The following is a 22,298-nucleotide window of genomic DNA, read 5'->3' on the forward strand; positions in this document are numbered from 1 at the left end:
GCAGAATATGATATTTTAAGATACTTATTATTAGATTTTTTACATAAAAAAAGGCCAATCTTTCGATTGACCTTTTTCTTGGAAGAAAAGTAAAATCTACAGTCTAGACTCGTATCGTCTAAGCATGTATAATCTCTTAAGCATTTTCTTTCTAGCGTTAATTTTTTGTTTTTTTCTGATCTCTGTCATTGGTTCAAAAAATCTTCTAGCTCTTGTTTCAGTTACAATAAGATTTCTATCACATTGCTTCTTAAACCTTCTGTATGCTTCGTCAAATGATTCACTATCTTTAACTTTAATGCCTGGCACTAAAATCACCCACTTTCTTTTTAAATTTTAGGGTTGCATTATATTTAAACTTTACTTAATTCTTATTTAACTAAAAATTAAATATAATAAATACATTAATAAAAAGGTACTTTTATGGAATTAACACATTTAGATGATAATAATAGACCAAAGATGGTTGATGTTTCAAGTAAAAATGAAACACATAGAATAGCAGTAGCTACAGGGCAAATTACAATGTCTTCTGATGCATATAAGGCAATTATAGATAATACTTCTAAAAAAGGTCCTGTAATACAAACAGCAGTTATTGCAGCTATTATGGGTGTTAAAAAAACTAGTGAATTAATACCTATGTGTCATCCACTATTATTAAGTGGAATTAATTGTGATGTTGAAGAAAAACCTGAACTTCCTGGTTTTAAATTAACTGTTACAGCAAAACTTAATGGACAAACTGGTGTTGAAATGGAAGCATTAACAGGTGTATCTGTTGGACTTCTTACTATTTATGATATGGTTAAAGCAATTGATAAATCAATGGTAATATCAGATGTACAATTGGAGACTAAATCTGGTGGTAAAAGTGGCGATTTTAAAAGGAAATAAAATAAGAGATGGTAGATTTAAGTAAAGAAAAACTAGAACTTGATTATCCGTGTAATTGGACGTATAAATTAGTTGTACTAGAGAAAATAAATATTAAAAGAACAGTAAAAGATGTTGTACTTGAAAGAGAGCATACAGTTATTGAATCAAAAACAAGTGCTAAAGGTAAGTTTAAAAGTTATACTTTGGAATTACTTGTTCATAACGAAGATGATAGAAAAACGTTATTTGAAGTTTTAGGTGAACATGATGATATAAAGATGGTAATATAATATAAATGCATCAAAACAGAAGAAACTTTTTACAATTAGGAGCAATATCACTATTTACATTATCTTCAAATTCTAACTTATTTGCAGGTACTAAAATAATTACTAAGGAAGATTTATATATTGCAAAAAAAGATTATGATGTTTTTCAATCAGTTAGAAATAAATTAAAATTAGTACAAACATATATTGGATATGGCAATTTTAATATCATAAATTTGGATACTATGCTAAGAATTTCAAAAAATGCTTCTAATATTGAAGAGTTTACAAAAGCTGAGATAGATTTCTTAGAATTTATTTTTTATTATAATCCTTCATCTCATGGTTTTTTTGGTGAAAGAATTAGTAATAATATTACGGATACAATTGATAAAAAGATAATTACAAAGATACCTAGAACTGGACATTATTTATTTAAAGGCAAGGCTGAAAAGACTTATTATGAAATGACAAATGATGTTGGGTCTTCACTTACTTTAACTTCAGGAATTAGAAGTATTGTAAAGCAAACAAAATTGTTTCTTGATAAGATTAATGCAGTTGAAGGAAATATTTCTGTCGCTGCTAAATCAATTGCACCTCCAGCTTTTACATATCATGCTATTGGAGATTTTGATGTTGGTAAAAAAGGTTTTGGATATGCAAATTTTACATCTAGATTTGCAAATACTAATGAGTTTAAAAAGATAAAAGAACTAAAGTATGTTGATGTTCGATATACAATAAATAATAAGGACGGCGTTAGGTATGAACCTTGGCATATTACAACTATTTAAATTTTTATTAATATTTATCTGTTTACAAAATTTAAATGCAGAAGTGAAGAGTTTTGATTTTGATTTTATAAAAAAAGGTCAACAAGATGAAAATACATTATTAATTATTGGTGGTATTCAAGGTGATGAACCAGGTGCTTTTATGGCTGCTTCACTTATTGCTACACATTATGATATTAAAAAAGGTTCTGTTTGGGTAATTCCAAATTTAAACTTTTACTCAATTATTAAAAGATCTCGTGGTCCTTATGGAGATATGAATAGAAAGTTTGCTGCATTATCTAAAGATGATCCAGATTATAATGCAATTGAGAGAATAAAGAAATATATTAAATCTGATGAAGTAAAATTGATTTTAAACTTACATGATGGAAGTGGATTTTATAGAGAGAAATATATTAATAATAAAATGTCACCAAGACGCTGGGGACAATGTGCAATTGTTGATCAATCTACTTTAGATATAGAAAAATATGGAAACTTAGAAGAGATATCTTCAAAAGTTGTTAAAGGTATTAATACTAATTTAATTAGAGAACGTGATATGTATCATGTTAAAAATACTAAAACAAGACTTGGTGATAAAGAGATGGAAAAAACTCTTACTTATTATGCTATTAATAATGGAAAAGCAGCCTTTGCAAATGAAGCTAGTAAAGAGCTTAATTTACAAGAAAGAGTCTATTATCATTTATTAGCAATTGAAGAGTATATGAATATTATGGGTATTGAATTTGAAAGAAAGTTTAGTATTTCCACTCCAGAAATTAAAAAAGTGATAAATAATGATATCTTTATCTCTTTTTATGATGAAAAAATAAAATTACCACTTTCTAAGGTTCGAAAACTTTTAAAATATTTTCCTATTAATAAAGATGGAGATTTAAGTTTTACTGCTTCGAATCCTTTAATGACTATTGTAAAAGAGGGCAAAGAGTATATTATTCATTATGGAAATAGAAAATTAGCTAAACTTCATCCTGATTATATAAAATTTATTGAAGATGAAAGAGATATAAATATATCTATTGATGGTGTTAATCAAAGTATAAAATTTGGTTATATTATTTATGCAAAAGATAGTTTTAATATTGAAGCAATACCTGATTTACGTGTAAATGTAATTGGTTATGTTAATAAAAAATATAGAAATGAAGTAGGCATAAATATAAATAAAAATGAAGTTGCAAAAAGATTTTCTATAGACCAAGATGGAAATTTATTTAGAATTGAATTTTATAATGGAGATAAGTTTGCGGGAATGATTCTTTTAGGATTTGAAAAATAGAGTATTTTTATACTCTATTTAAAGAAAACTAATTCTTTTTTAATTTTTTCTTGATTTAATTTTTTACAAGCAGTTTTATAAATTTCGTTAATTCTTTCTTCATCGTCATTTACAATAGTTTTAACTTCATCTATAGTTTTTCCCTCAGCAAATGCTATAAAAACTTTAAACTCTTTTTTTGTAAATTTCTTTTTAAGAACTTCTTCTAATTCATCTTCATCTTTTAATGTTCCAACTAACTTATCTATATTTAATTCTATTGCTTCTGTAAAATTCATATCTTTCCTTTTAATTATTTAACCAATTTTCTATATTTTCAATATCTTCGTATGAAGTTAAATCTAACATTATTGGTGTTATTGAGATGTAATTAGCTTTTATAGCTTCAAAATCACATGTTTTATTTTCAGACTCTTTCCATATTAATGGATGTAATCCAACCCAATAAAACTCCTCGCCTCTAGGATTATGATGCCTATGTGTATCATTTCCATATTCTCTATATCCAGCGTTTGTGATTTTAATACCATTACACTCATCTGGTTTTATTGGTGGGATATTAACATTTAAAAACTTTCTTTCCTCTAATGGAAAGTTATTATCTAATATTTTTTTTGCTAAAGATGCAATAGTTTGTCTTGCAAGTGCAAAATCCCAACCATTTTTTATATCATTACATCCTTTTTTACATACTTGTGATATTGCAATTGCTGGAACTCCTTGTAAAACTGCTTCCATTGCTGCTGCTGCTGTTCCACTATAAGTTATATCTTCACCCATATTAGCACCAATATTTATACCACTTATTACTAAATCAGGTTTATATCCATCTTTAAAAAGATTATTTAAAGATATAAATACACAATCTGTTGGACTTCCATCATCAACTCTATAATAGTCATCATCAACTCTATCAAGTTTTAGTGGTCTATCAAGTGTTAAAGAGTGTCCACAAGCTGATTTGTTTTTTGCTGGTGCAACTATAATAATTTTTGCAATAGGCCGTAAGGCTTCTATTAAGGCTTTTAATCCAATAGCATCAAAGCCATCATCATTTGTTAATAAGATTTGTTTCATGAGACTACAAATGCTCCCTCAATTTGGTGTATTAAATTTTCTACATTTGAAGTTACTTTAAAACCACTTTCTAATTCAATGTCAGCAAGTTTTGATTTAACTAAAATTTTTAATTCTCTTTTTCCTTGATTATTTGCAACAATTTCAAAGAGTTTAAAAATACTTATATCTTGATTTACAAAAGGTATTGCAATTGTAAGAGGTGGTTCAATAACTGCTTGTTGTTTAGTTTTAATTTTCTCTTTTTTTGCAGCTTTTAAATCTTCAATTTTGATAATATTCATTCTTGTAAAGTTTTCATCTTTAGAAATCTTTACTTTAAAAGCAATAGGTTTTTCTAAATCAAAATCATCTTCAAGCTCTTTAATTCTATCTTCAAATAGTAAAAGTTCAATACTTCCATGTAAATCCATAATAGAAGCAATTCCAAATTTATTACCTTTTTTTGATACTTTTGTAACGATATTTTCGATTTTTCCTACAAATAAAGCTTGCGAACCATCTGCTAATTCATCAATTTGAGAAGAAAGTGTATATTTAATTTGATCTAATTGCTCTCTATATTCATCAAGTGGATGTCCTGAAACATAAAAACCAAGTGATGCTTTTTCAAACTCTAAGATTTCTTTTGCTTCGTACTCTTCAAGTGCATCTAATTCAATATCAATTTTTGTAAGTTCTTGTGAATCACCAAATAATGAACCTGTAGCCATCTTTTTGGCTTTCATAGAGTTTGCAACACATTCAGAAATTTTTTCAATTTGCTCTAGCATTGCACGTCTTGAATATCCAAAACTATCAAAAGCACCAGTTTTTGTTAAAGATTCAATTACTCTTTTATTTACCTTACTTCCATCAATTCTTGAAATGAAATCTGAAAGGTCAGTAAAATCACCACCTTCATCACGTGCAGCAATAATTGATTTAATAGCAACATCTCCTGCACCTTTTACAGCACCCATACCAAACATTACAACTTCATTTTCTTTATCTTCTAAAGTAGTAGCTGAAAATACAAGGTCCGATTTATTAATATCAGGTGGAAATAAATCCAATCCTAATCTTTTTACTTCATCTACATATTTTACAACTTTATCAGTATTATCTTTTTCTAAAGTAAGTAATGCTGCCATAAATTCTGATGGGTAATATCTTTTTAAATATGATGTATAAAATGTTACAAGAGCATATGCTGCTGAGTGAGATTTATTAAATCCATATCCAGCAAATTTTACAATTAAATCGAACAGTTCTTCACAATGGGTTCTGTTATAACCTTTTTTAACTCCACCATCTGCAAACTCACCTTTAAGTCTATCCATCTCTTCAACAATTTTTTTACCCATGGCTCGTCTAACTAAATCGGCACCACCAAGGCTAAAACCACCAATAGTTTGCACAATTTGCATAACTTGCTCTTGATAAACAATAACTCCATAAGTAGGTTTTAAAATTGGTTCTAAAGGTGATGTAAATTCATCATAGAAATAGTCAATTTTTGCACGACCATGTTTTCTATCGATGAAGTCATCAAGCATCCCTGACTCCATTGGTCCTGGTCTATATAATGCTAGAACGGCAATAATATCTTCAAAATTATCAGGTTTTAGTCTTTTACATAAATCTTGCATACCATCTGATTCTATCTGGAATAATCCAATTGTATTTCCAGTTTGAATTAGGTCATACACACCTTTGTCATTAACATCTGCTGTTAAGAAATTAATTCTTTTACCATGTCTTTTTTCAATAAGTTTTAAACCCTCTTCAATAACTGTAAGAGTCTTAAGACCTAGGAAGTCAAACTTAATTAAATCAACATCTTCAACATATTTACCGTTGTATTGAGTGGCAAGTGTATCAAGTCCTGAGGGCTTAAATAAAGGAGTTTTATTCCATAAAGGCTCATTTGAAATAACTACACCAGCTGCATGAGTTCCTGCATTTCTATTAAGTCCTTCTAATGCTATTGCATATTCCCATACACGAGCTGCTTGTGGATCTGCATCACAAAGCTCTTTTATTTTTGGTTCTTTTTCCCAAGAATTTGTAAGGTCAATTCCTAATTCATCAGGAATTAGTTTTGCCATTGCATCTGCTTTTGAGTATGGCATATCTAAAACACGGGCAACGTCTCTGATTACCCCTTTTGCAAGAAGCTTACCAAAAGTAATAATTTGAGCAACATTGGCCCGTCCATATTGTTCAACAACATAGTCAATAATTTCCCCACGTCTTGCTTGACAGAAATCCATATCAATATCTGGCATAGATATTCTTTCAGGGTTTAGGAACCTCTCAAAAAGTAGACCATAAGGCATAGGGTCAATATCGGTAATTTCTAGCGAGAAGGCTACTAAACTTCCAGCAGCTGAACCCCTTCCAGGACCTACAGGAATTTTCATTTGTTTTGCAACAATAACGAAATCCCAAACAATTAACATATATCCTGGGAACTTCATACTGTTAATAATGTCTATTTCAACTTGAAGTCTATCTTTATACTCTTGGTGTTTTGATTCATCAACAATCTTAAGTCTTTTTTCTAAACCTCTCCAGCATTCATCAATAAATAATACCTTATCATTTTCAAGTGAGTATTCAAGTTCTGGTTCAGGAAGAGTAAGATTATTAACTTCAGATTTTTGACGTGTAAACTTGAAATTTGGAGGAGTTGGGTCTCCTAGTTTTATCTCTAAATTACATTTATCTGCAATCTCTTGTGTTGCTGTAATTGCTTCAGGAATATCTGCATAAAGTTTTGCAATTTGTTCTGGTGTTTTTAAATAAAACTCATGAACACTATGTCTTAATCTATTTGGATCATCATAAAGTTTATTCATAGCAATACACATAAATGCTTCGTGTGCATCAGCATCTTTTTGGTTTAAATAGTGTGTATCATTAGTTGCTACTACTTTGATATTTAGCTCATGTGCTAGTTTTAAAATTTGATCATCAATAAAATGCTGGTCACCAATACCATGCCTCATGATTTCTAAATAAAAATCATCTCCAAAGATTTCTTTATATTCTAAGGCTGCTTGTTTTGCTCCCTCATAACCTTTTGCACCATTTTTTACATTTCTTTCATTTTGTAGATTTAAATGCCAGTTTACTTCACCTTGTAAACAAGCAGCTGAACACACTAAGCCCTCAGAGTTCTCACGTAATAGTTTTTTATTTATTCTTGGATAATAGTAAAAACCATGCATATATGCTTGTGAGCTTAAAAACATTAAGTTTTTATAACCAGTTTGGTTTTTTGCATATAAACATAAGTGAAATCTTTTTCTTGTAGTTTTATCTCCGACTTCTTCATTGTTATGAATATAAGCTTCCATCCCAATAATAGGTTTAATACCTTCATTTCTCATTGCATTGTAAAAATCAATTGCTCCAAAAAGGTTACCATGATCTGTCATAGCAACAGAAGTCATTCCCATTTCTTTTACTTTTTTTGCAAGAGGTTTGATTTTATTTGCACCATCAAGTAGTGAGTATTCTGTATGTAAGTGTAAATGCGTAAATTGTGGTGTTGTAGACATATATAAATCTTTATAATAATTTTTATTTTTTAATAGTTTATAGTATATCTAAAAAATGATTTTGTGCCTCTTTAAAACCCAATTTAAAACACTCATCAATTTCATGAAAAGTGTATAATGAAAAGTTTCTAATATGCTTACTTCCTAAGTAGTGATTTGTATTTTCTAGTGAGTATTTGTGGTTTGTATACAGCTGTGTAAAAACTCTTCTTTTAATGGCTTTTATTGGGTTTAATCTCAAGATTGGATTTGAATATTTCTTTGGAAATAAATCAACAGAAAAAATATCATAGTTTTTATTTTCTAGAGGTTTAATTGGAATATTATCAAATAAACCACCATCAATTAAATACATATTTTTATATTTAACTGGTTTAAATAAAGGAATAATAGCACTTGATGCCATGCATAAAGTTATAGTATCCCCACTATTAAAATAATGAAGTTTTTTCTCTTTAACATCATATGCATTTACAAAAACTGGTTTTGGAATATCTTCTAACTTTTCAATAGGTAATAATTCTTTTATGATTTTATTTGAAGTATCAATTTTTAGTAAACCATTTCTAAAATAGTTGAATTTTAAAGCTTGTCTTATATCCTTTGAAGAGAATATTTTTAATTGTTCTTTTGCAGAAATTCCACTTGCATGAGAGCATGAAATAATACTTCCAATTGAAGAACCACTATATGCTTGTATCTCTATACTATTTTCTTCGCAAAAATGTAAAACTCCTAAGTGAAAAGCTCCACGAGCTGCTCCTCCACCTAATGCTAGTGCTAAATTCATTTATCTAACCAATTTATTATTTTAAATTCACCCTCATATGTCTCAACAATTGCTGTACATGATTCTACCCAGTCTCCACAATTTAGATATTCAACAGAATCAATATTTCTTATTTCTGCTTTATGAATGTGTCCACAAATAATACCATCATAACCTTTATTTTTTGCATGTTTTGAAAGTACAGATTCAAAGTCATTTATAAAAGAAACTGAGGATTTTACACTATCTTTTACATATTTTGATAAAGACCAATATTTTTGTATACCAATTTTTTTTCTTAAAAAATTTAATACAGAGTTTAGATGAAGTAATAAGTCATATCCATAATCACCTAATATTGCAAGCCATTTCTTTGTCATTGTAATTGAATCAAAAAAGTCACCATGGGTGATGTAATATTTTTTGCCATTTAAAGCTACATAGTCTAACTCATTACAAATATTTAGTGAATCACCTAAAATTAACGGTACAAAAGGTCTTATAAACTCATCGTGGTTACCAGTTATAAAGCTTACTTTTGTTCCTTTTCTAGCTTTTTTTAATATCTTTTGAATAACATCTGAGTGTGTTTGTGGCCATATAAATTTACGTTTTATTGCCCAACCATCAACAATATCTCCTACTAATATTAAGTTTTCACTTTCAGTGTGTTTTAAAAAGTTTAAAAGTTCTTTAGTTTTTGAGAATTTTGTTCCTAAATGTATGTCTGAGATAAATATGCTTTTATATTTCATAAAAATATAATATACAATCATGATTACAATTGAATAACAAAATTATTATATTTCAAGAGTATATAAGCAAAGTTTAAATAAAATTTAAATAATTAGTAAAAGGGGATTTTAATGTTTAAAAGTATTTCTAAAGTAGGTATAACTGCTATTTTATCAGCATTTGTTATATCTGGTTGTACATATAAAAACGAGATTACAAGTACAACAGTTGATGGTGAAGTTTTAAAAGAGTACAACAAGGTACAAACAACAAAGCAACATCTTGAAATTGCAGAAGATAAGCAAAGAAACGTAACAACACAACAAACATTAGAAGGTACAATTTCCTCACTAGCCACTCAAATGATGAGAAATAAAAAAATGACTACAAATAAACCTGTACTTATTACATCATTTGTAAGACTTGATTCTTTTAAGAAAACTTCAGAGTTTGGAAGAATTGTTAGTGAAAGTATGATTGATGAATTATCAAATAGAGGCTTTAACATTATAGAGTTTAGAGGTCAAATGGCTGTTTCTATAAATGATAAAGGTGAATATTTTATAACTAGAAAAACAAATAGATTAAAAGATAAAGTTCCAAATACTTATGTTGTAGTAGGAACTTATTCAAGACAATTTGGAAAAGTAATGTTAAATGCTAGAGTAATAGATAATGTTACAGGAAAAATAATCTCTAGTTCAAGATCTACTTATAATCACGGACTAAGAAATGACTGTATGTTATTTAAAGATTGTAGACCAGCTAGAACTATAAATATTATAAAAGAACGATAGTTAAATGAGTTCTAGCTTTTTTAAGATTATAAAGTATCTTACCCTTTCATGCTTTATAATTTTATCTTTTACTTCATGTACACATAAAAATCTAATAAATGGTACAAATGATTTTCATTCATTAGTATCACAACTTGTAGATGATTCTGCAAAAAAAATACAAAAATATACAATGCTTGATGATATTGTTTTAGTATCAGATTTTGTAAATCTTGATAACTTAAAAAATAGATCGGAATTAGGCTTTTTATTATCTGATATTTTAAAAGATAGATTAGTATCATTAAATATTTTAGTTCGAGAAGTTGAGTTTGGAAAAGAGTTTGAATTAGGACCTAGTGGTTTTAATTTATTAACTAGAGACCAAAGTAAGATTGTTTCAAAAGTAGTAAAAGAAGAAAAGTATGCTGTTGTTGGAACTTATTCAATTACAAGCAGAAGCTTAAACTTATTTATAAAACTAATTGATATTAGAACTGGGCATATATTAGCCTCTTCTTATGAAAGAACGGGTATTGATGAAGAGATATTACAACTTGAGGGAAGTGATCAGCCTGTGATTCGTCCTCATGTTGTATTGTAGTTATATTATTATCTCTTGAATTAAAAACTGAGGAGTAACCTCTCCTCTAAACTCATTTTTATTTAAAGAAACAATTAAATCAAAACTATTAGGTAAATTGATATTTGAATCATTAAATTTTATAGCTTCAAATATTACACCTTCTGAATTTAAAACTAATTTCATATGATTTTTATCTCTTCCCATTAGATTAATTTTTACAACACTTACTTTTGAAACTTTGAAAATTGGTTTATGATTTTCTAAACCATAAGGCTCAAATTTATCGATAATATCTAAAAACTCTAAATCAACTGATGCTACATCTAATTCACCTAAGGTTACAGGGTCAATATGTAAATCATCTTTGAAGTCTTCTAGTTCTTGATTTATCAAGGTTTTAAACTCTTCTAAATTCTCTTCTTTTAAAGATAATCCAGCAGCATTTTTATGTCCACCAAAACCTAATAATAAATGAGATGCTTTTGTAATAATCGTATGAAGATTTATATTAGCATTAGCTCTTGCACTTCCTTTTGCAATTCCATTATTTAAAGAGAATATAAAAGCAGGTTTTTTAAAAGAGTTTGATAGTTTTGAAGCAACTATTCCAATCACTCCCTCGTGCCAATCTTCTCCCCAAACGATAACTGCATTATCTTCTTTTGATGATTTACTTTGGGCTCTTTTTGTAATTTCTTCTTGTAAAGTTTTTCTATAGTTATTTAACTCTTCTAACTCTTGTAGGGATTCATTTGCTTGAAAAGAATTTTTTGAAAGTAAAAACTCTAAAGCAGTACTTGCATCTTGCATTCTTCCTGCACTATTAATCTTAGGAGCTATAAAAAAGCCAATATCATCAGAAACTAAGGCTTGTTTACCCATAACTTCATTTAGCTTTTTAAAGGCCTCTCTTGGAGATGTTTTGATTTTTTTTAAACCTTGTTTTACTAGTGTATAATTTAGTGCAGTCATTGGCATAATATCTGCAATAATTGCAACACAAAGTAAATCTAAAAAGTCAGTCATCTTAACATCTAAGTTTAACTCTTTTTTAATAGCTGCACATAAATACCAAGCAACTTGAGCTCCACAAATATCTTTAAACTCAAAAGTACAATCTTCTTGTTTAGGGTTTATAATTGCATATGCATAAGGGACTTCAATTCCTACTGTATGATGATCTGTAATAATTAAATCTATACCTTTTTCTTTTAGTTTTAAAGCAGCGCTTACTGCTGATATTCCATTATCAACAGTAATTACTAAACCTGAATCAATCATATCTACAATTTTAGGAGATAATCCGTAACCATGTTTAAATCTATTTGGAATTATATAGTCTATTTTTACATTTATTTTTTGAAAAAAATCAACCATAATAGTAGTAGAAACTACACCATCAACATCATAATCTCCAACTATTGTAATAGTTTCATTATTTAGTATTGCAGTTTTAATTCTTGAAGTTGCTTTGTGAATATCTTTAAAATTATTTGGAGTTGGAATATCTGCTAGACGCGAATAAAGGCTATTCGCGTGTCTTGCAGAGAGTAGTTCAAAAAGTCTATTTTTTGTAACTTTTGACATTAATCTTTTTTATTTGCTTGTTTTACAAATTCAAAGATAATTGGGTTTGGAGTTTCTAAATGTGAAGTAAACTCAGGATGGAATTGAACACCAACAAACCATGGATGGTCTTTAATTTCAACTGCTTCAATTAAACCATTTGATTGTCCTGAAATAACCATTCCAGCTTTTTCTAATACTTCTTTATATTTTGGATTTGCTTCATATCTATGTCTATGTCTTTCATTATATATTTCTTCATTTCCATAAGCTTTTTGAAGGTTAGTTCCTTTTAATGGTTCAAATGGATACTCCCCTAATCTCATAGTTCCACCCATTGGTGATTTATGAGTTCTAAGTTGTTTTTGTCCACTTTGGTCCATAAATTCATCAATTAAATAAATTAATGGATTAGGTGTTTCTTTATCAAACTCTATTGAGTTTGCATCTTCTAAACCTAGTACATTTCTTGCAAATTCAATAACTGCTAATTGCATACCAAGACAGATACCTAAGTATGGAATTTTATTTTCTCTTGCATATTTAATTGCTTCAAGTTTACCCTCAACACCTCTGTGTCCAAACCCACCAGCAACAAGTACTGCATCAGAATTACCAATGATATCATAAGCACCGTGAACTTCGATTTTTTCAGAATCACACCAGTGAATATTTACTTTTGTGTTTAAGTGTGCACCACTATGAATTAATGCTTCTGTTAATGATTTATATGATTCTTTTAATTCTAAATATTTTCCAACAAATGCAATTGTTAATTCATCTTTTGGTACTAATATATTTTTAACTAAAGTATCCCATTTTTCCATATTTGGTTTAATTTTGATATTAAAGTGTTCTGATAAAGGATTAATAATACCTTCTTTAATAAAGTGTAATGGAACTTGATAAATAGATTGTGCATCACCTGCTTCAATAACTGCATTTCTATCAATATCACATGACATTGCAAGTTTTTCTTTAAGGTTTTTAGGTAAGGCTTTTTCTGTTCTACAAACTAACATATGTGGAGTAATACCAATTCTTCTTAATTCTTGAACTGAATGCTGTGTTGGTTTAGTTTTAAGTTCCCCAGCAGCTGCTATAAACGGAATTAATGTAACGTGAATATTCATTGTATTTGTTTTTGGAAGTTCATGTCTTATTGCTCTAATTGATTCCATAAATGGTAATCCCTCAATATCACCAACTGTTCCACCAAGTTCAACTATTAAAAACTCATGACCTTCAGCTGCTGCATAAATTCTATCTTTAATTTCATCAACAACATGAGGAATTACTTGAATAGTTTTACCTAAGTAACCACCTTCTCTTTCTCTTTTAATAACACTTTGATAAACTTGACCAGTTGTAAAATTGTTTTGAGCAGTTAATGTAGTATCAATAAATCTTTCATAATTTCCTAAATCTAAATCAGTTTCAGCTCCATCAGCTGTTACGAAAACTTCTCCATGTTCTAATGGACTCATAGTTCCTGGATCTACATTTAAGTATGGGTCGATTTTAAGCATAGATACTTTAAATCCAGATTGTTTTAATATTGTTGCAATTGATGCTGCGGTGATTCCTTTTCCTAGTGAACTTAGAACCCCACCTGTTACGAAGATGAATTTAGTCATTTTAAAATACTCCAATGATATTAGTTATTAATTATATTCGCGATTGTAGCTAGTTTTTGTTGATAAATAAGTTAAGTAAAGTATATTTTTAATTTAAGTAGAGTGACAAGTTTATAAAATATAAACTTGTCATTTAAATAATTATTTTAATTTATCCATTCTTGGATAAATAAATACAGCTTTTCTAAATACTGTAACCTTTTCAGGGTTTTCTTTTGCATAAGCTTTTAAAGTTACTGTAATTGGAGTATCTTTAGTAGCATCATTTACTAAAACTTTGTCTGTTTCTAAGATAAGAACTTTTTTAGCCATTTTACCTGGACTTAAAGTAAAAGGTTTAAATCTTTTAATATTAATTTCTGGGTGATCCATAACTTCTACATTAAATGTTAATTTTTCTGATTCAGTATTTTGGAAAAGTAATAAGAAGTTATTTGTAACTACATTATTTTCTTTTACTTTATATAACTGTGTTGTTTTATTTACATTTAAAAGCATATACTCTTTCTTTCCACCCATTACAAATAAAAGACCAATAACAACAATTAGTGCAACTGCATACATAATAGTTTGTTTTCTTACAATTTTTGTAGGGATATCTTTCTTGATTGTATTTGTACTTGACCATTGAACAAGTGATGGTTTTCCAAGTTTTCCCATAACTGTAGTACATGCATCAACACATTCTAAACAGTTAATACACTCTAATTGAAGTCCTTTTCTAATATCAATATGAGTAGGACAAACAGTAACACAAGCTTCACATGTCGTACATTCATTTGTGTCCATTGGTAAATCTTTTGCTTTGAAGATAATTTTTTCTTTATCTTCATTATAAATTTCTCCACCTCTATTTGTTGAGTAAATAGCTTGGTATGTATCATCATCATATAAAACTGATTGAACTCTTGAATAAGGACAAATATAAATACAAAAATCTTCTTTTAACCAAATTGCATCATATATAATAAAAGCAGCAATTCCTAAAACAAAACCAATTAATACCATATGTTCTGTTGGGTCTTGTAAATAAGCAAAGAAATCTTCTGGTGGAATAAAGTACCACATGAAGTTTGAGGCTGCAAGTAATGCTAAGGCTGACCATATCAAAATGGCTACAATTCTTTTAGCTGCATTTTTAGGTTTTGAAAAATCTGGATCTTTTTGTTTATTTTTTATTCTTCTTAAACCTAATAGTTTTGTTTCTATCAAGTCTCTATAAATAACTCTAAAAATAGTTTGAGGACATGCCCATCCACACCATGCTCTACCACCTAAAGATGTAGCTGCAAATATTCCTAAAAATAAAAGCATCAGTAAAAAAGGCATTAAATATAACTCTTGCATATCAAAAGCAGTACCAAGTAAGTGAAGTTGTTTTTTATCAAATGATAATAGAAATAGATGGTTACCACCAATTGTAATAAATGGCATTGAAATAGAAACTAAAGTAGCAAGTATATATCCATAATATCTTTTTATTCTATAAGGAATCTTATCTAAAAACTCATTTTTTTCTTTCATAAAAAAACCTTTTTGTTTAATTTCATATATTATATATAAAGATAACTTATAATTAACATAAAGTATTATAAGCTAAAATTATACTTTTAAAATTTATTTAATTACCTACAAGCTTTTTATACTCATCAATCTCAACTTTTATCTTATTTGTAATATCTTCTAAATATGCATTTTTGAAGTTTTTAATTTCAGGATAATCTTCAATAATTTTTTCAAAATCTTTTACTATTGTTTTAAAATTCTTTGAATTAATACATGGAATATTTAATTCTTTTATTAGTTCTTCATCATAAGTTTTATCTTCTCTTTTAAATAAAACTGCTTTGTTTCCACACGAAATTGATTCTAATGCTGTTTGAAGTGATGCTGTTAAAAGGTATTTTGTATTTTGAATAGTCTCTACGTACTCTTCTTCATCAATTACATTGTTAAAATAGTTTTTAAATATTTTTTCATTTCCTAAGAAAAAATAATGTCCCATTAATAAATCCATATCTAAATTTTGGGCTTCTTTTATATTTTCTAAAAATAAGTTGTTATAATCATCATCTCCAAAAAACATAAGTTTTTCAATTGATGGATTTTCTACTTTTTTATAAATAGTTTCATCAACTACAATTTTAGAAATATCATTTTGTACAGAGTATAAAAGTGTGCAAAATTCTTTCATATCATTTTGCATAAACTCATTTGTTTCATCTGTATCATATATTAAGATGTCTCTTTTTTCCATGATATTATAAAGATTTCTTACAACATCAATATTTACATATTTTTTTACACCTAATAAATCTTTAGCAAATGCACCAGCTCTAAAGTCACTAGTACACAATACAGGTTCAAACTCTTTTAGAGCATTTGCGATAGTTGCACATCTTTTTGTAGCTTCTAATCCAATTGCATGACCACTTTTTGCATATAAATATACTTGCATCTATTTCTCTTTCTTTTCTTGTTGCTGTTTTAAGTTGATATTTAAATGAATAATATCAATAGCTGATGGCGTAATTCCAGAAATTTCACTTGCATTAAATAGTGTAGGCGGCTTGAATTTTTCTAGTTTTTCAATAACTTCATTTGATAAACCAGCAACTCCTTTAAAGTTAAAGTTTTCAGGAATTTTTAGTTTTAACATTTTTTTCATTTTGTCAATTTGCTTTTGTTGTTTTAAAATATATCTGTAATATTTTGCTTCAATAATAATCTGCTCTTTTAAATAAGATTCAGTATTAGCTAAACTTGGAACTAATTTATCAAACTTTTCTTTATCTACAGTGTTTCTTCCAACTATGTCAATTAAAAGTGCTCTATCTCTAATCTTATCTTCACCAATTGATTCTAATAAATCTAAGTTTTCTTTCTTTGAAGTGAACCACTCATTTGACATTAATTCAACTGCATCATTTAAAACTTTTCTTTTATTTTCAACTTTACTCATAGTTTCATCATCAATAAGCCCTAAGTCATGACCATATTTTGATAATCTTAAATCAGCATTTTCTTCTCTTAATAATAATCTATATTCAGCACGAGATGTGAACATTCTATAAGGTTCACTTGTACCTTTTGTAACTAAATCATCTATTAAAACTCCAATATATCCTTCATCTCTACGTAGGATAAAAGGCTCTTTTTCATCAATTGCTAAACATGCATTAATTCCTGCCATTAAACCTTGTGATGCCGCTTCTTCATAACCAGTTGTTGCATTAATTTGTCCTGCATTATAAAGGTTTTTAACTTTTTTAGTTTCAAGTGTATGTTTTAATTCAGTTGGGTCTACGTAATCGTATTCGATTGCATAACCATATCTAATAATTTTTGCATTTTCAAGTCCAGAAATTGAGTGTATCATCTCTTTTTGAACATCAATAGGAAGTGAAGTTGAAAGTCCATTTATATAATATTCAGTACACATAGCAGTTTGTGGTTCTAAAAATAATTGATGTCTATCTCTTTCAGAAAATCTATTTACTTTATCTTCAATACTTGGACAATATCTTGGACCTGAGCCTTGAATCTGACCTGTAAATAAAGGAGCTCTATCAAAATTTGATCTAATTTTATCATGAGTTCCTAGGTTTGTATATGTAATATAACAAGGATACTGAGTTGGATTAAAATTTGATTTATCTGTTCTAAATGAAAAAGGTGCTGGCATAACATCACCACCATGTGCATCCATATTTTCAAAGTTTATTGACTTTCCATCAATTCTTGCAGGTGTTCCAGTTTTAAGTCGTCCAACGTTTAGTCCTAACTCTTTTAGTTGAGTTGATAGCGTTGATGATGGTAATTCCCAAGCTCTTCCTGCATCATATGTACTTTCTCCAATATGAATAAGTCCTTTCATAAATGTACCAGTTGTGATGATAACTTTTGAAGCTTCAAACTCTTCGCCAAGTTTTGTTTTTACACCATAAACTTCATTTTCATTTTTTACAAGTAGTGTTGAAACTTCGTCTTGATAAACTTCTAGATTAGGAGTATTATGACAAACTTTTCTCATATACTCTCTATATTTATCCATATCAATTTGAGCTCGACTTCCTTGAACTGCTGCACCTTTTGATGCGTTTAATATTCTAAATTGAATACCAGTTGCATCAGTGCAAAGACCCATTTCTCCACCAATAGCATCTAGTTCTCTAACTAAATGTCCTTTAGCAAGTCCTCCAACAGCAGGGTTACAAGAAGCTGCTCCTATTTGTTCAACTAGCATAGTAATTAATAAAGTATTTTTCCCCATTCTTGCAGCTGCTAAACATGCTTCAATCCCTGCATGCCCACCACCAACTACGATAATATCGTATTTCATTTTATTCCTTTTAAAACACTTGCTATTAGATTCTAATAATCAAGTAGTTCTTTTTATATTTTTTATTTATATAGTTTTAGTATTTATTAATGTTTGAATTTTCAAAAATAGATTTTAGATTAATGTCAAAATTAGCTTCTTAACATATTTTAGATATTATACCTAAATTATATCAAAAGGTTTTTTAAGTGTTTACAGGTCTGATTAGAGAAATGGCAAAAGTTGTAAGTTTAAATAATAGTTTATTAACATTAAAAGCGAAATACACTCCTAAGATAGGTGATTCTATTGCGATTAATGGAGCTTGTTTAACAGCAGTAAAAGTTACAAAAGATACATTTTCAGTAGAAATTTCTCCAGAATCACAAAAGATTTTAGCAATGGAAAACTATAAAAATGAGGTTCATATTGAGCCTGCTATGATGATGGGTGATAGATTTGAAGGACATATTGTTCAAGGTCATGTTGACTGTTTAGGAACAGTAAGTGCAATTAAAAACAGTGGAAATTCTACAGATTTTTTCATATCTTTACCTTGTGAATATACAAAGTTTATAATACCAAAAGGTTCAATTACTGTTGATGGAGTATCTTTAACTGTAAATGAAGTTTTAAAAGATTCTTTTAGACTTACCATTATTCCTCATACTATTAAAAATTCATTATTTAAAAATTACAGTATTGGTTCTAAAGTCAATCTAGAAACTGATATGTTCGCAAGATACGTTTATAATATGTTTAAAAATAGTAATGATTCTAAAATGTCATGGAATGATGTAGATAAGATTATGGCAGCTTATTAAAAAGTTTTCACTTCAGTAAATTTAATATATTTTCAACTTGTTTATAGCTTTGTGATAAAGCAAAACTACCTGCTTGAGTTATTATATTTAGTTTATTAAAGTTTGCACTCTCTATTGCATAATCAACATCTCTGATTATAGATTCAGCATTTTTAATATTAACATATGAAGTCATTAAATTTCTAGTAGCTGATTCTAATTGATTTTGAGCAGAACCAAAATTTCCTCTAAATTCGTTTATTGTAGTAAGATTTTCATCAACTATTGACATAAACTCTTTAGCAATATCTATTGTTAAATAATCAAGATTTTTTAGCGATGCTAAACTTCTAACTCTTTGCAAGTTTTGAGTATCTATATCTTGTGTTTCATTATCATATTTTATTGTTGAATCTTCAGTATAAGTTTCATATTTACTTGTTGATGATTCAAAGGTTGCTACATTTGAAGAATTAATAGATAAATCATTTTTAATTTGGTCTGAAGTTATATTAGAAAGATTAACACTTGCACTAATTGTGTATGTTATTGAAGGTTTTATTAAGACTTGTATTGGTGGAGGAGTTTTAAATGCTACTACACCTGATAAAGGTGAACCACTAACACCACTTGCACTATCTCCATTAATTGATTTAACTAACCCATCTATTATATCTTCTTTTGAATCTCCACTTTGAGCAGTGTAAATTGCTCCACCAATATTATAAATATTTCCTTCATTTATAAAACCTGAAATATCATAAAAACTTTCTGCTCCAGCAGGTACATTATCAATTGTATTAATTAAACTTATTGCTTGGTCATTAGTACCTACATTTAATGCTTCAAAACTTGGTAAAGTAAAAGGAGTTCCTGTAACATCTGCTGTTAATAATAAACTAGTTGTACTATCTTTAGATGCAGTAACACTTGTTAAAGTAGAAGTTCCTGATAATCCTGTTGCTGTTCCACCATTAAGACCAATTATAAGTTTATCTACAACATCTTCAATTGTTGTGTCACTTGCTTGAATTTGATATGTAATCCCTGCAATATTATATTTATCACCTTTTTCAATAGTTCCTGATAATGTATATTTTTCTTGTTGATTCTCAGGAGATATTGGAGATACGGGTGAAATGTAACTATCATTAATATTGGTAATAATTGGACTTAAATTTGGAGTATCTGGAACTCTACCATAAAGACTTGGACCTCTAATATAATCATCTATAGTATTTCCCACTTCATCTTCATATGTAGAAGAGTATGATGAAAAAGATACTTCGGGAAAAAAAGTATTATTAATTGTACGATAGGCACTTTGTTGATATGAACCTGTAATAATATCTCCATTCGCATCTTTTGAGATACTAAACTGGTTTACATCTTCTAATGCTGTTCCATTGTAAATTTTTACAAGAGTATTACTCCTTGAATCATTATTAAAAGTGTTTATTAATCCATCTACAATATCTTCTTTAGTATCACCAGATTGTACTGTATAACCTATTCTAAAACTTGTTACTTCATCGTTATTAATATCATAAAAATCTCTACTTCCATTTGTAAAACCTATGTATACAGTAGCTCCTACCTGAATATTACTTTTCAATACAGTTTTAGTTAGTTCTTGTTTCGAAGTAACAGGTAAATAATTATTTACATTTACAGAACTTCCTACAACTCCTTCTTGTAATATTGATTCAGTATCAACAACTTCATAATTATGTTCAGCAGGGGTTCTAATTACATTTTCCCAAGCAGATATATTAATTGCATCTTTTGATTTGAAAGTAAAAGTATCACCACTTAATGAAAAAGTAACTCCATACAATGCGTCACTTGTATTTGTTGAAGGTGCATTTAAAAGTTTATTATTAAAAAAGTTTAACAAATCTTCTTTTGTAGTTACACTTGGATTTAAATGTGGAACAAAATCCATTGAATAACCATTAACAGTAAAGTAGTATCTATCTGCTTCTTGAATTGTTGTTGTTCCACTCCATTGAACAGTTTTTTCAATGAATTTTTCTTCTACTGCTAATATCTCTTTAACATTATTTTGGACAGTTGAAGTAGATATTAACTGGTCATCAATACTTGTTAGATTTGATGCTGAATAACTAAGTGGAGTAAAGGCTGTTCCTGCTGTATTTGCAGTTAATACTAAATTGCCTGAACTATTTCTTGAAGCTGTTGCATCACTTAATGTTGAAATTACATTTAATCCTACAATAGAACCACCATCTGTTCCATTTAGTCCTTCAACTATTTTATCAACAATATCATTCATTGAACTATCACTATCTTGTACTGTATAAGATACACCACCAACTGTAAATGTGTCTGCTGATTCAATAGTTCCACTAAATTCATAAGTCATTTCTTGGGCAACTGCAGCTAAAGAGCTAGAAGAACCAAGACTAATATCAGTGTCTAAAGTTATAGTTCCAGGATTAACAGTAAATGTTTCTCCATCACTTTTACTACTAAATTGTAATACACCATTAGATGTGTTTTCAACTGTAATTAATTTAGATAATTCACTACTAGATTCTATTTCACTCTTTAATCCCAAGGCTATCTGATTATGTTTATCACTTGTTGTTCCTACATCAGAAGCAGTTGCCACATAACTAACTGCAATATCATTTATCACAACAGTAAATATATCTTTTTCTTTGATTTTACCAGATATTGTTAAAGTATCAACTTGATTTCCACTTCCATATGAAGTATTTGCTTGAACAACTTCAATAGAAACTATATCTTTTGCATTATCCCCAACTTGAAATGTATGCTCAGAAGATTCACCTTGGTCATCTGAACTCTTTTGTAAAATTGTAATTCCATTATAGTTTGTAGTTGAAGCGATTTGGTCATATTGGGTAAGTGATTTTTGTATATCACCTAAAATCATTTGTCTACCTTCATCACTTGTCGTCATTGTGGCAGCTTGAATTAGTTTTTGTTTTGTAAAATCTAAAATATTTGATTGTTCTGCCATTGCTTTATCACCAATTTGTGCGAAAGCAACTGCACTATTTGCATTTGATATTGCTTGTTTAATACCTGATGCCTGAGTTCTTAATTTATCAGAAATTGCAAGTCCTGATGCATCATCACTAGCTTTATTTATTTTAAGTCCACTTGATAATTTATTTAAAGAATCAGATATTTTATTTCTGTTATTGGTAAGGTTTTCTTGTGCAATTAATGATAAATAACTTATATTCATTCACTA

General features: G+C 28.5%; 19 protein-coding genes. 7 read left to right on the forward strand and 12 right to left on the reverse strand.

Annotated elements, in window-relative coordinates; all coding sequences use genetic code 11:
• Positions 1–96: 96 nt before the first annotated feature.
• A complete protein-coding gene (gene rpsU, locus GBG18_RS04370; protein WP_071628030.1) occupies positions 97–309 on the reverse strand; it encodes a 30S ribosomal protein S21 in 213 nt (70 codons plus the stop codon).
• A gap of 114 nt (positions 310–423) precedes the next feature.
• Here rpsU and moaC point away from each other — a divergent pair, with 114 nt between their 5' ends.
• Genes moaC through GBG18_RS04390 form a run of 4 tightly spaced genes read left to right on the forward strand, consistent with a single transcriptional unit; the run spans position 424 to position 3,233 of the window.
• Positions 424–897 (forward strand): cyclic pyranopterin monophosphate synthase MoaC, encoded by a 474-nt coding sequence (gene moaC, locus GBG18_RS04375; RefSeq protein WP_152188752.1) that lies wholly within the window; start codon positions 424–426, stop codon positions 895–897.
• A gap of 8 nt (positions 898–905) precedes the next feature.
• Positions 906–1,169, forward strand: coding sequence for an HP0495 family protein (locus tag GBG18_RS04380; RefSeq protein WP_152188754.1), 264 nt, complete (start codon positions 906–908; stop codon positions 1,167–1,169).
• 5 nt (positions 1,170–1,174) lie between these two features.
• Positions 1,175–1,945 (forward strand): D-alanyl-D-alanine carboxypeptidase family protein, encoded by a 771-nt coding sequence (locus GBG18_RS04385; protein WP_152188756.1) that lies wholly within the window; start codon positions 1,175–1,177, stop codon positions 1,943–1,945.
• Positions 1,917–3,233: a M99 family carboxypeptidase catalytic domain-containing protein gene (locus GBG18_RS04390; protein ID WP_152188757.1), complete on the forward strand. Its 1,317-nt coding sequence runs from the start codon at positions 1,917–1,919 to the stop codon at positions 3,231–3,233. Before GBG18_RS04385 ends, GBG18_RS04390 begins: the two co-directional genes overlap by 29 nt.
• 14 nt (positions 3,234–3,247) lie before the next feature.
• Here GBG18_RS04390 and GBG18_RS04395 read toward each other — a convergent pair whose 3' ends face one another.
• From GBG18_RS04395 to GBG18_RS04415, 5 genes are read right to left on the reverse strand one after another with little or no spacing between them, the layout of a single operon-like run.
• Positions 3,248–3,511 carry a hypothetical protein gene (locus tag GBG18_RS04395; protein ID WP_152188759.1) on the reverse strand — a complete coding sequence of 88 codons (264 nt, stop codon included), beginning with the start codon at positions 3,509–3,511 and terminating at the stop codon, positions 3,248–3,250.
• A 10-nt stretch (positions 3,512–3,521) separates the two neighbouring features.
• The gene (gene surE / locus GBG18_RS04400; RefSeq protein WP_152188761.1) at positions 3,522–4,310 is read right to left on the reverse strand and encodes a 5'/3'-nucleotidase SurE; all 789 of its coding nucleotides are present in this window, start codon (positions 4,308–4,310) and stop codon (positions 3,522–3,524) included.
• Complete coding sequence (dnaE, locus tag GBG18_RS04405; protein WP_152188763.1) at positions 4,307–7,858, reverse strand: DNA polymerase III subunit alpha; 3,552 nt, start codon at positions 7,856–7,858, stop codon at positions 4,307–4,309. The genes surE and dnaE overlap by 4 nt, the downstream gene beginning before the upstream one ends.
• 37 nt (positions 7,859–7,895) lie before the next feature.
• Positions 7,896–8,648: a patatin-like phospholipase family protein gene (locus GBG18_RS04410; protein WP_152188764.1), complete on the reverse strand. Its 753-nt coding sequence runs from the start codon at positions 8,646–8,648 to the stop codon at positions 7,896–7,898.
• Complete coding sequence (locus GBG18_RS04415) at positions 8,645–9,382, reverse strand: UDP-2,3-diacylglucosamine diphosphatase (RefSeq protein WP_152188766.1); 738 nt, start codon at positions 9,380–9,382, stop codon at positions 8,645–8,647. Before GBG18_RS04415 ends, GBG18_RS04410 begins: the two co-directional genes overlap by 4 nt.
• A gap of 111 nt (positions 9,383–9,493) precedes the next feature.
• Between GBG18_RS04415 and GBG18_RS04420 the strand changes: the two genes are divergently transcribed.
• Positions 9,494–10,159 (forward strand): FlgO family outer membrane protein, encoded by a 666-nt coding sequence (locus tag GBG18_RS04420; protein ID WP_152188768.1) that lies wholly within the window; start codon positions 9,494–9,496, stop codon positions 10,157–10,159.
• A gap of 4 nt (positions 10,160–10,163) precedes the next feature.
• Entirely contained in the window at positions 10,164–10,742 is a 579-nt protein-coding gene (locus GBG18_RS04425) for a FlgO family outer membrane protein (RefSeq protein ID WP_152188770.1), read from the forward strand.
• Here the strand turns inward: GBG18_RS04425 and recJ are convergent, their stop codons facing one another.
• The 5 genes from recJ to mnmG form a co-directional block, all read right to left on the reverse strand.
• Complete coding sequence (recJ, locus tag GBG18_RS04430) at positions 10,743–12,311, reverse strand: single-stranded-DNA-specific exonuclease RecJ (protein WP_152188772.1); 1,569 nt, start codon at positions 12,309–12,311, stop codon at positions 10,743–10,745.
• Positions 12,311–13,927, reverse strand: a complete 1,617-nt coding sequence (gene pyrG / locus GBG18_RS04435) for a CTP synthase (protein WP_152188774.1) — start codon at positions 13,925–13,927, stop codon at positions 12,311–12,313. The genes recJ and pyrG overlap by 1 nt, the downstream gene beginning before the upstream one ends.
• Positions 13,928–14,068: 141 nt before the next feature.
• The gene (ccoG, locus tag GBG18_RS04440; RefSeq protein ID WP_152188776.1) at positions 14,069–15,451 is read right to left on the reverse strand and encodes a cytochrome c oxidase accessory protein CcoG; all 1,383 of its coding nucleotides are present in this window, start codon (positions 15,449–15,451) and stop codon (positions 14,069–14,071) included.
• Between the two features lie 97 nt (positions 15,452–15,548).
• Positions 15,549–16,385: a hypothetical protein gene (locus GBG18_RS04445; protein WP_152188778.1), complete on the reverse strand. Its 837-nt coding sequence runs from the start codon at positions 16,383–16,385 to the stop codon at positions 15,549–15,551.
• Positions 16,386–18,269, reverse strand: a complete 1,884-nt coding sequence (gene mnmG / locus GBG18_RS04450) for a tRNA uridine-5-carboxymethylaminomethyl(34) synthesis enzyme MnmG (protein ID WP_152188779.1) — start codon at positions 18,267–18,269, stop codon at positions 16,386–16,388.
• A gap of 188 nt (positions 18,270–18,457) precedes the next feature.
• Here mnmG and ribE point away from each other — a divergent pair, with 188 nt between their 5' ends.
• Positions 18,458–19,072: a riboflavin synthase gene (gene ribE / locus GBG18_RS04455; RefSeq protein WP_152188781.1), complete on the forward strand. Its 615-nt coding sequence runs from the start codon at positions 18,458–18,460 to the stop codon at positions 19,070–19,072.
• Between the two features lie 7 nt (positions 19,073–19,079).
• Here ribE and GBG18_RS15515 read toward each other — a convergent pair whose 3' ends face one another.
• On the reverse strand, positions 19,080–22,292 hold the full coding sequence (locus tag GBG18_RS15515) for a flagellin N-terminal helical domain-containing protein (RefSeq protein WP_226896457.1): 3,213 nt from the start codon (positions 22,290–22,292) through the stop codon (positions 19,080–19,082).
• Positions 22,293–22,298: the final 6 nt, after the last annotated feature.

This window comes from Poseidonibacter ostreae (assembly GCF_009208075.1).
GTDB lineage: Bacteria > Campylobacterota > Campylobacteria > Campylobacterales > Arcobacteraceae > Poseidonibacter > Poseidonibacter ostreae.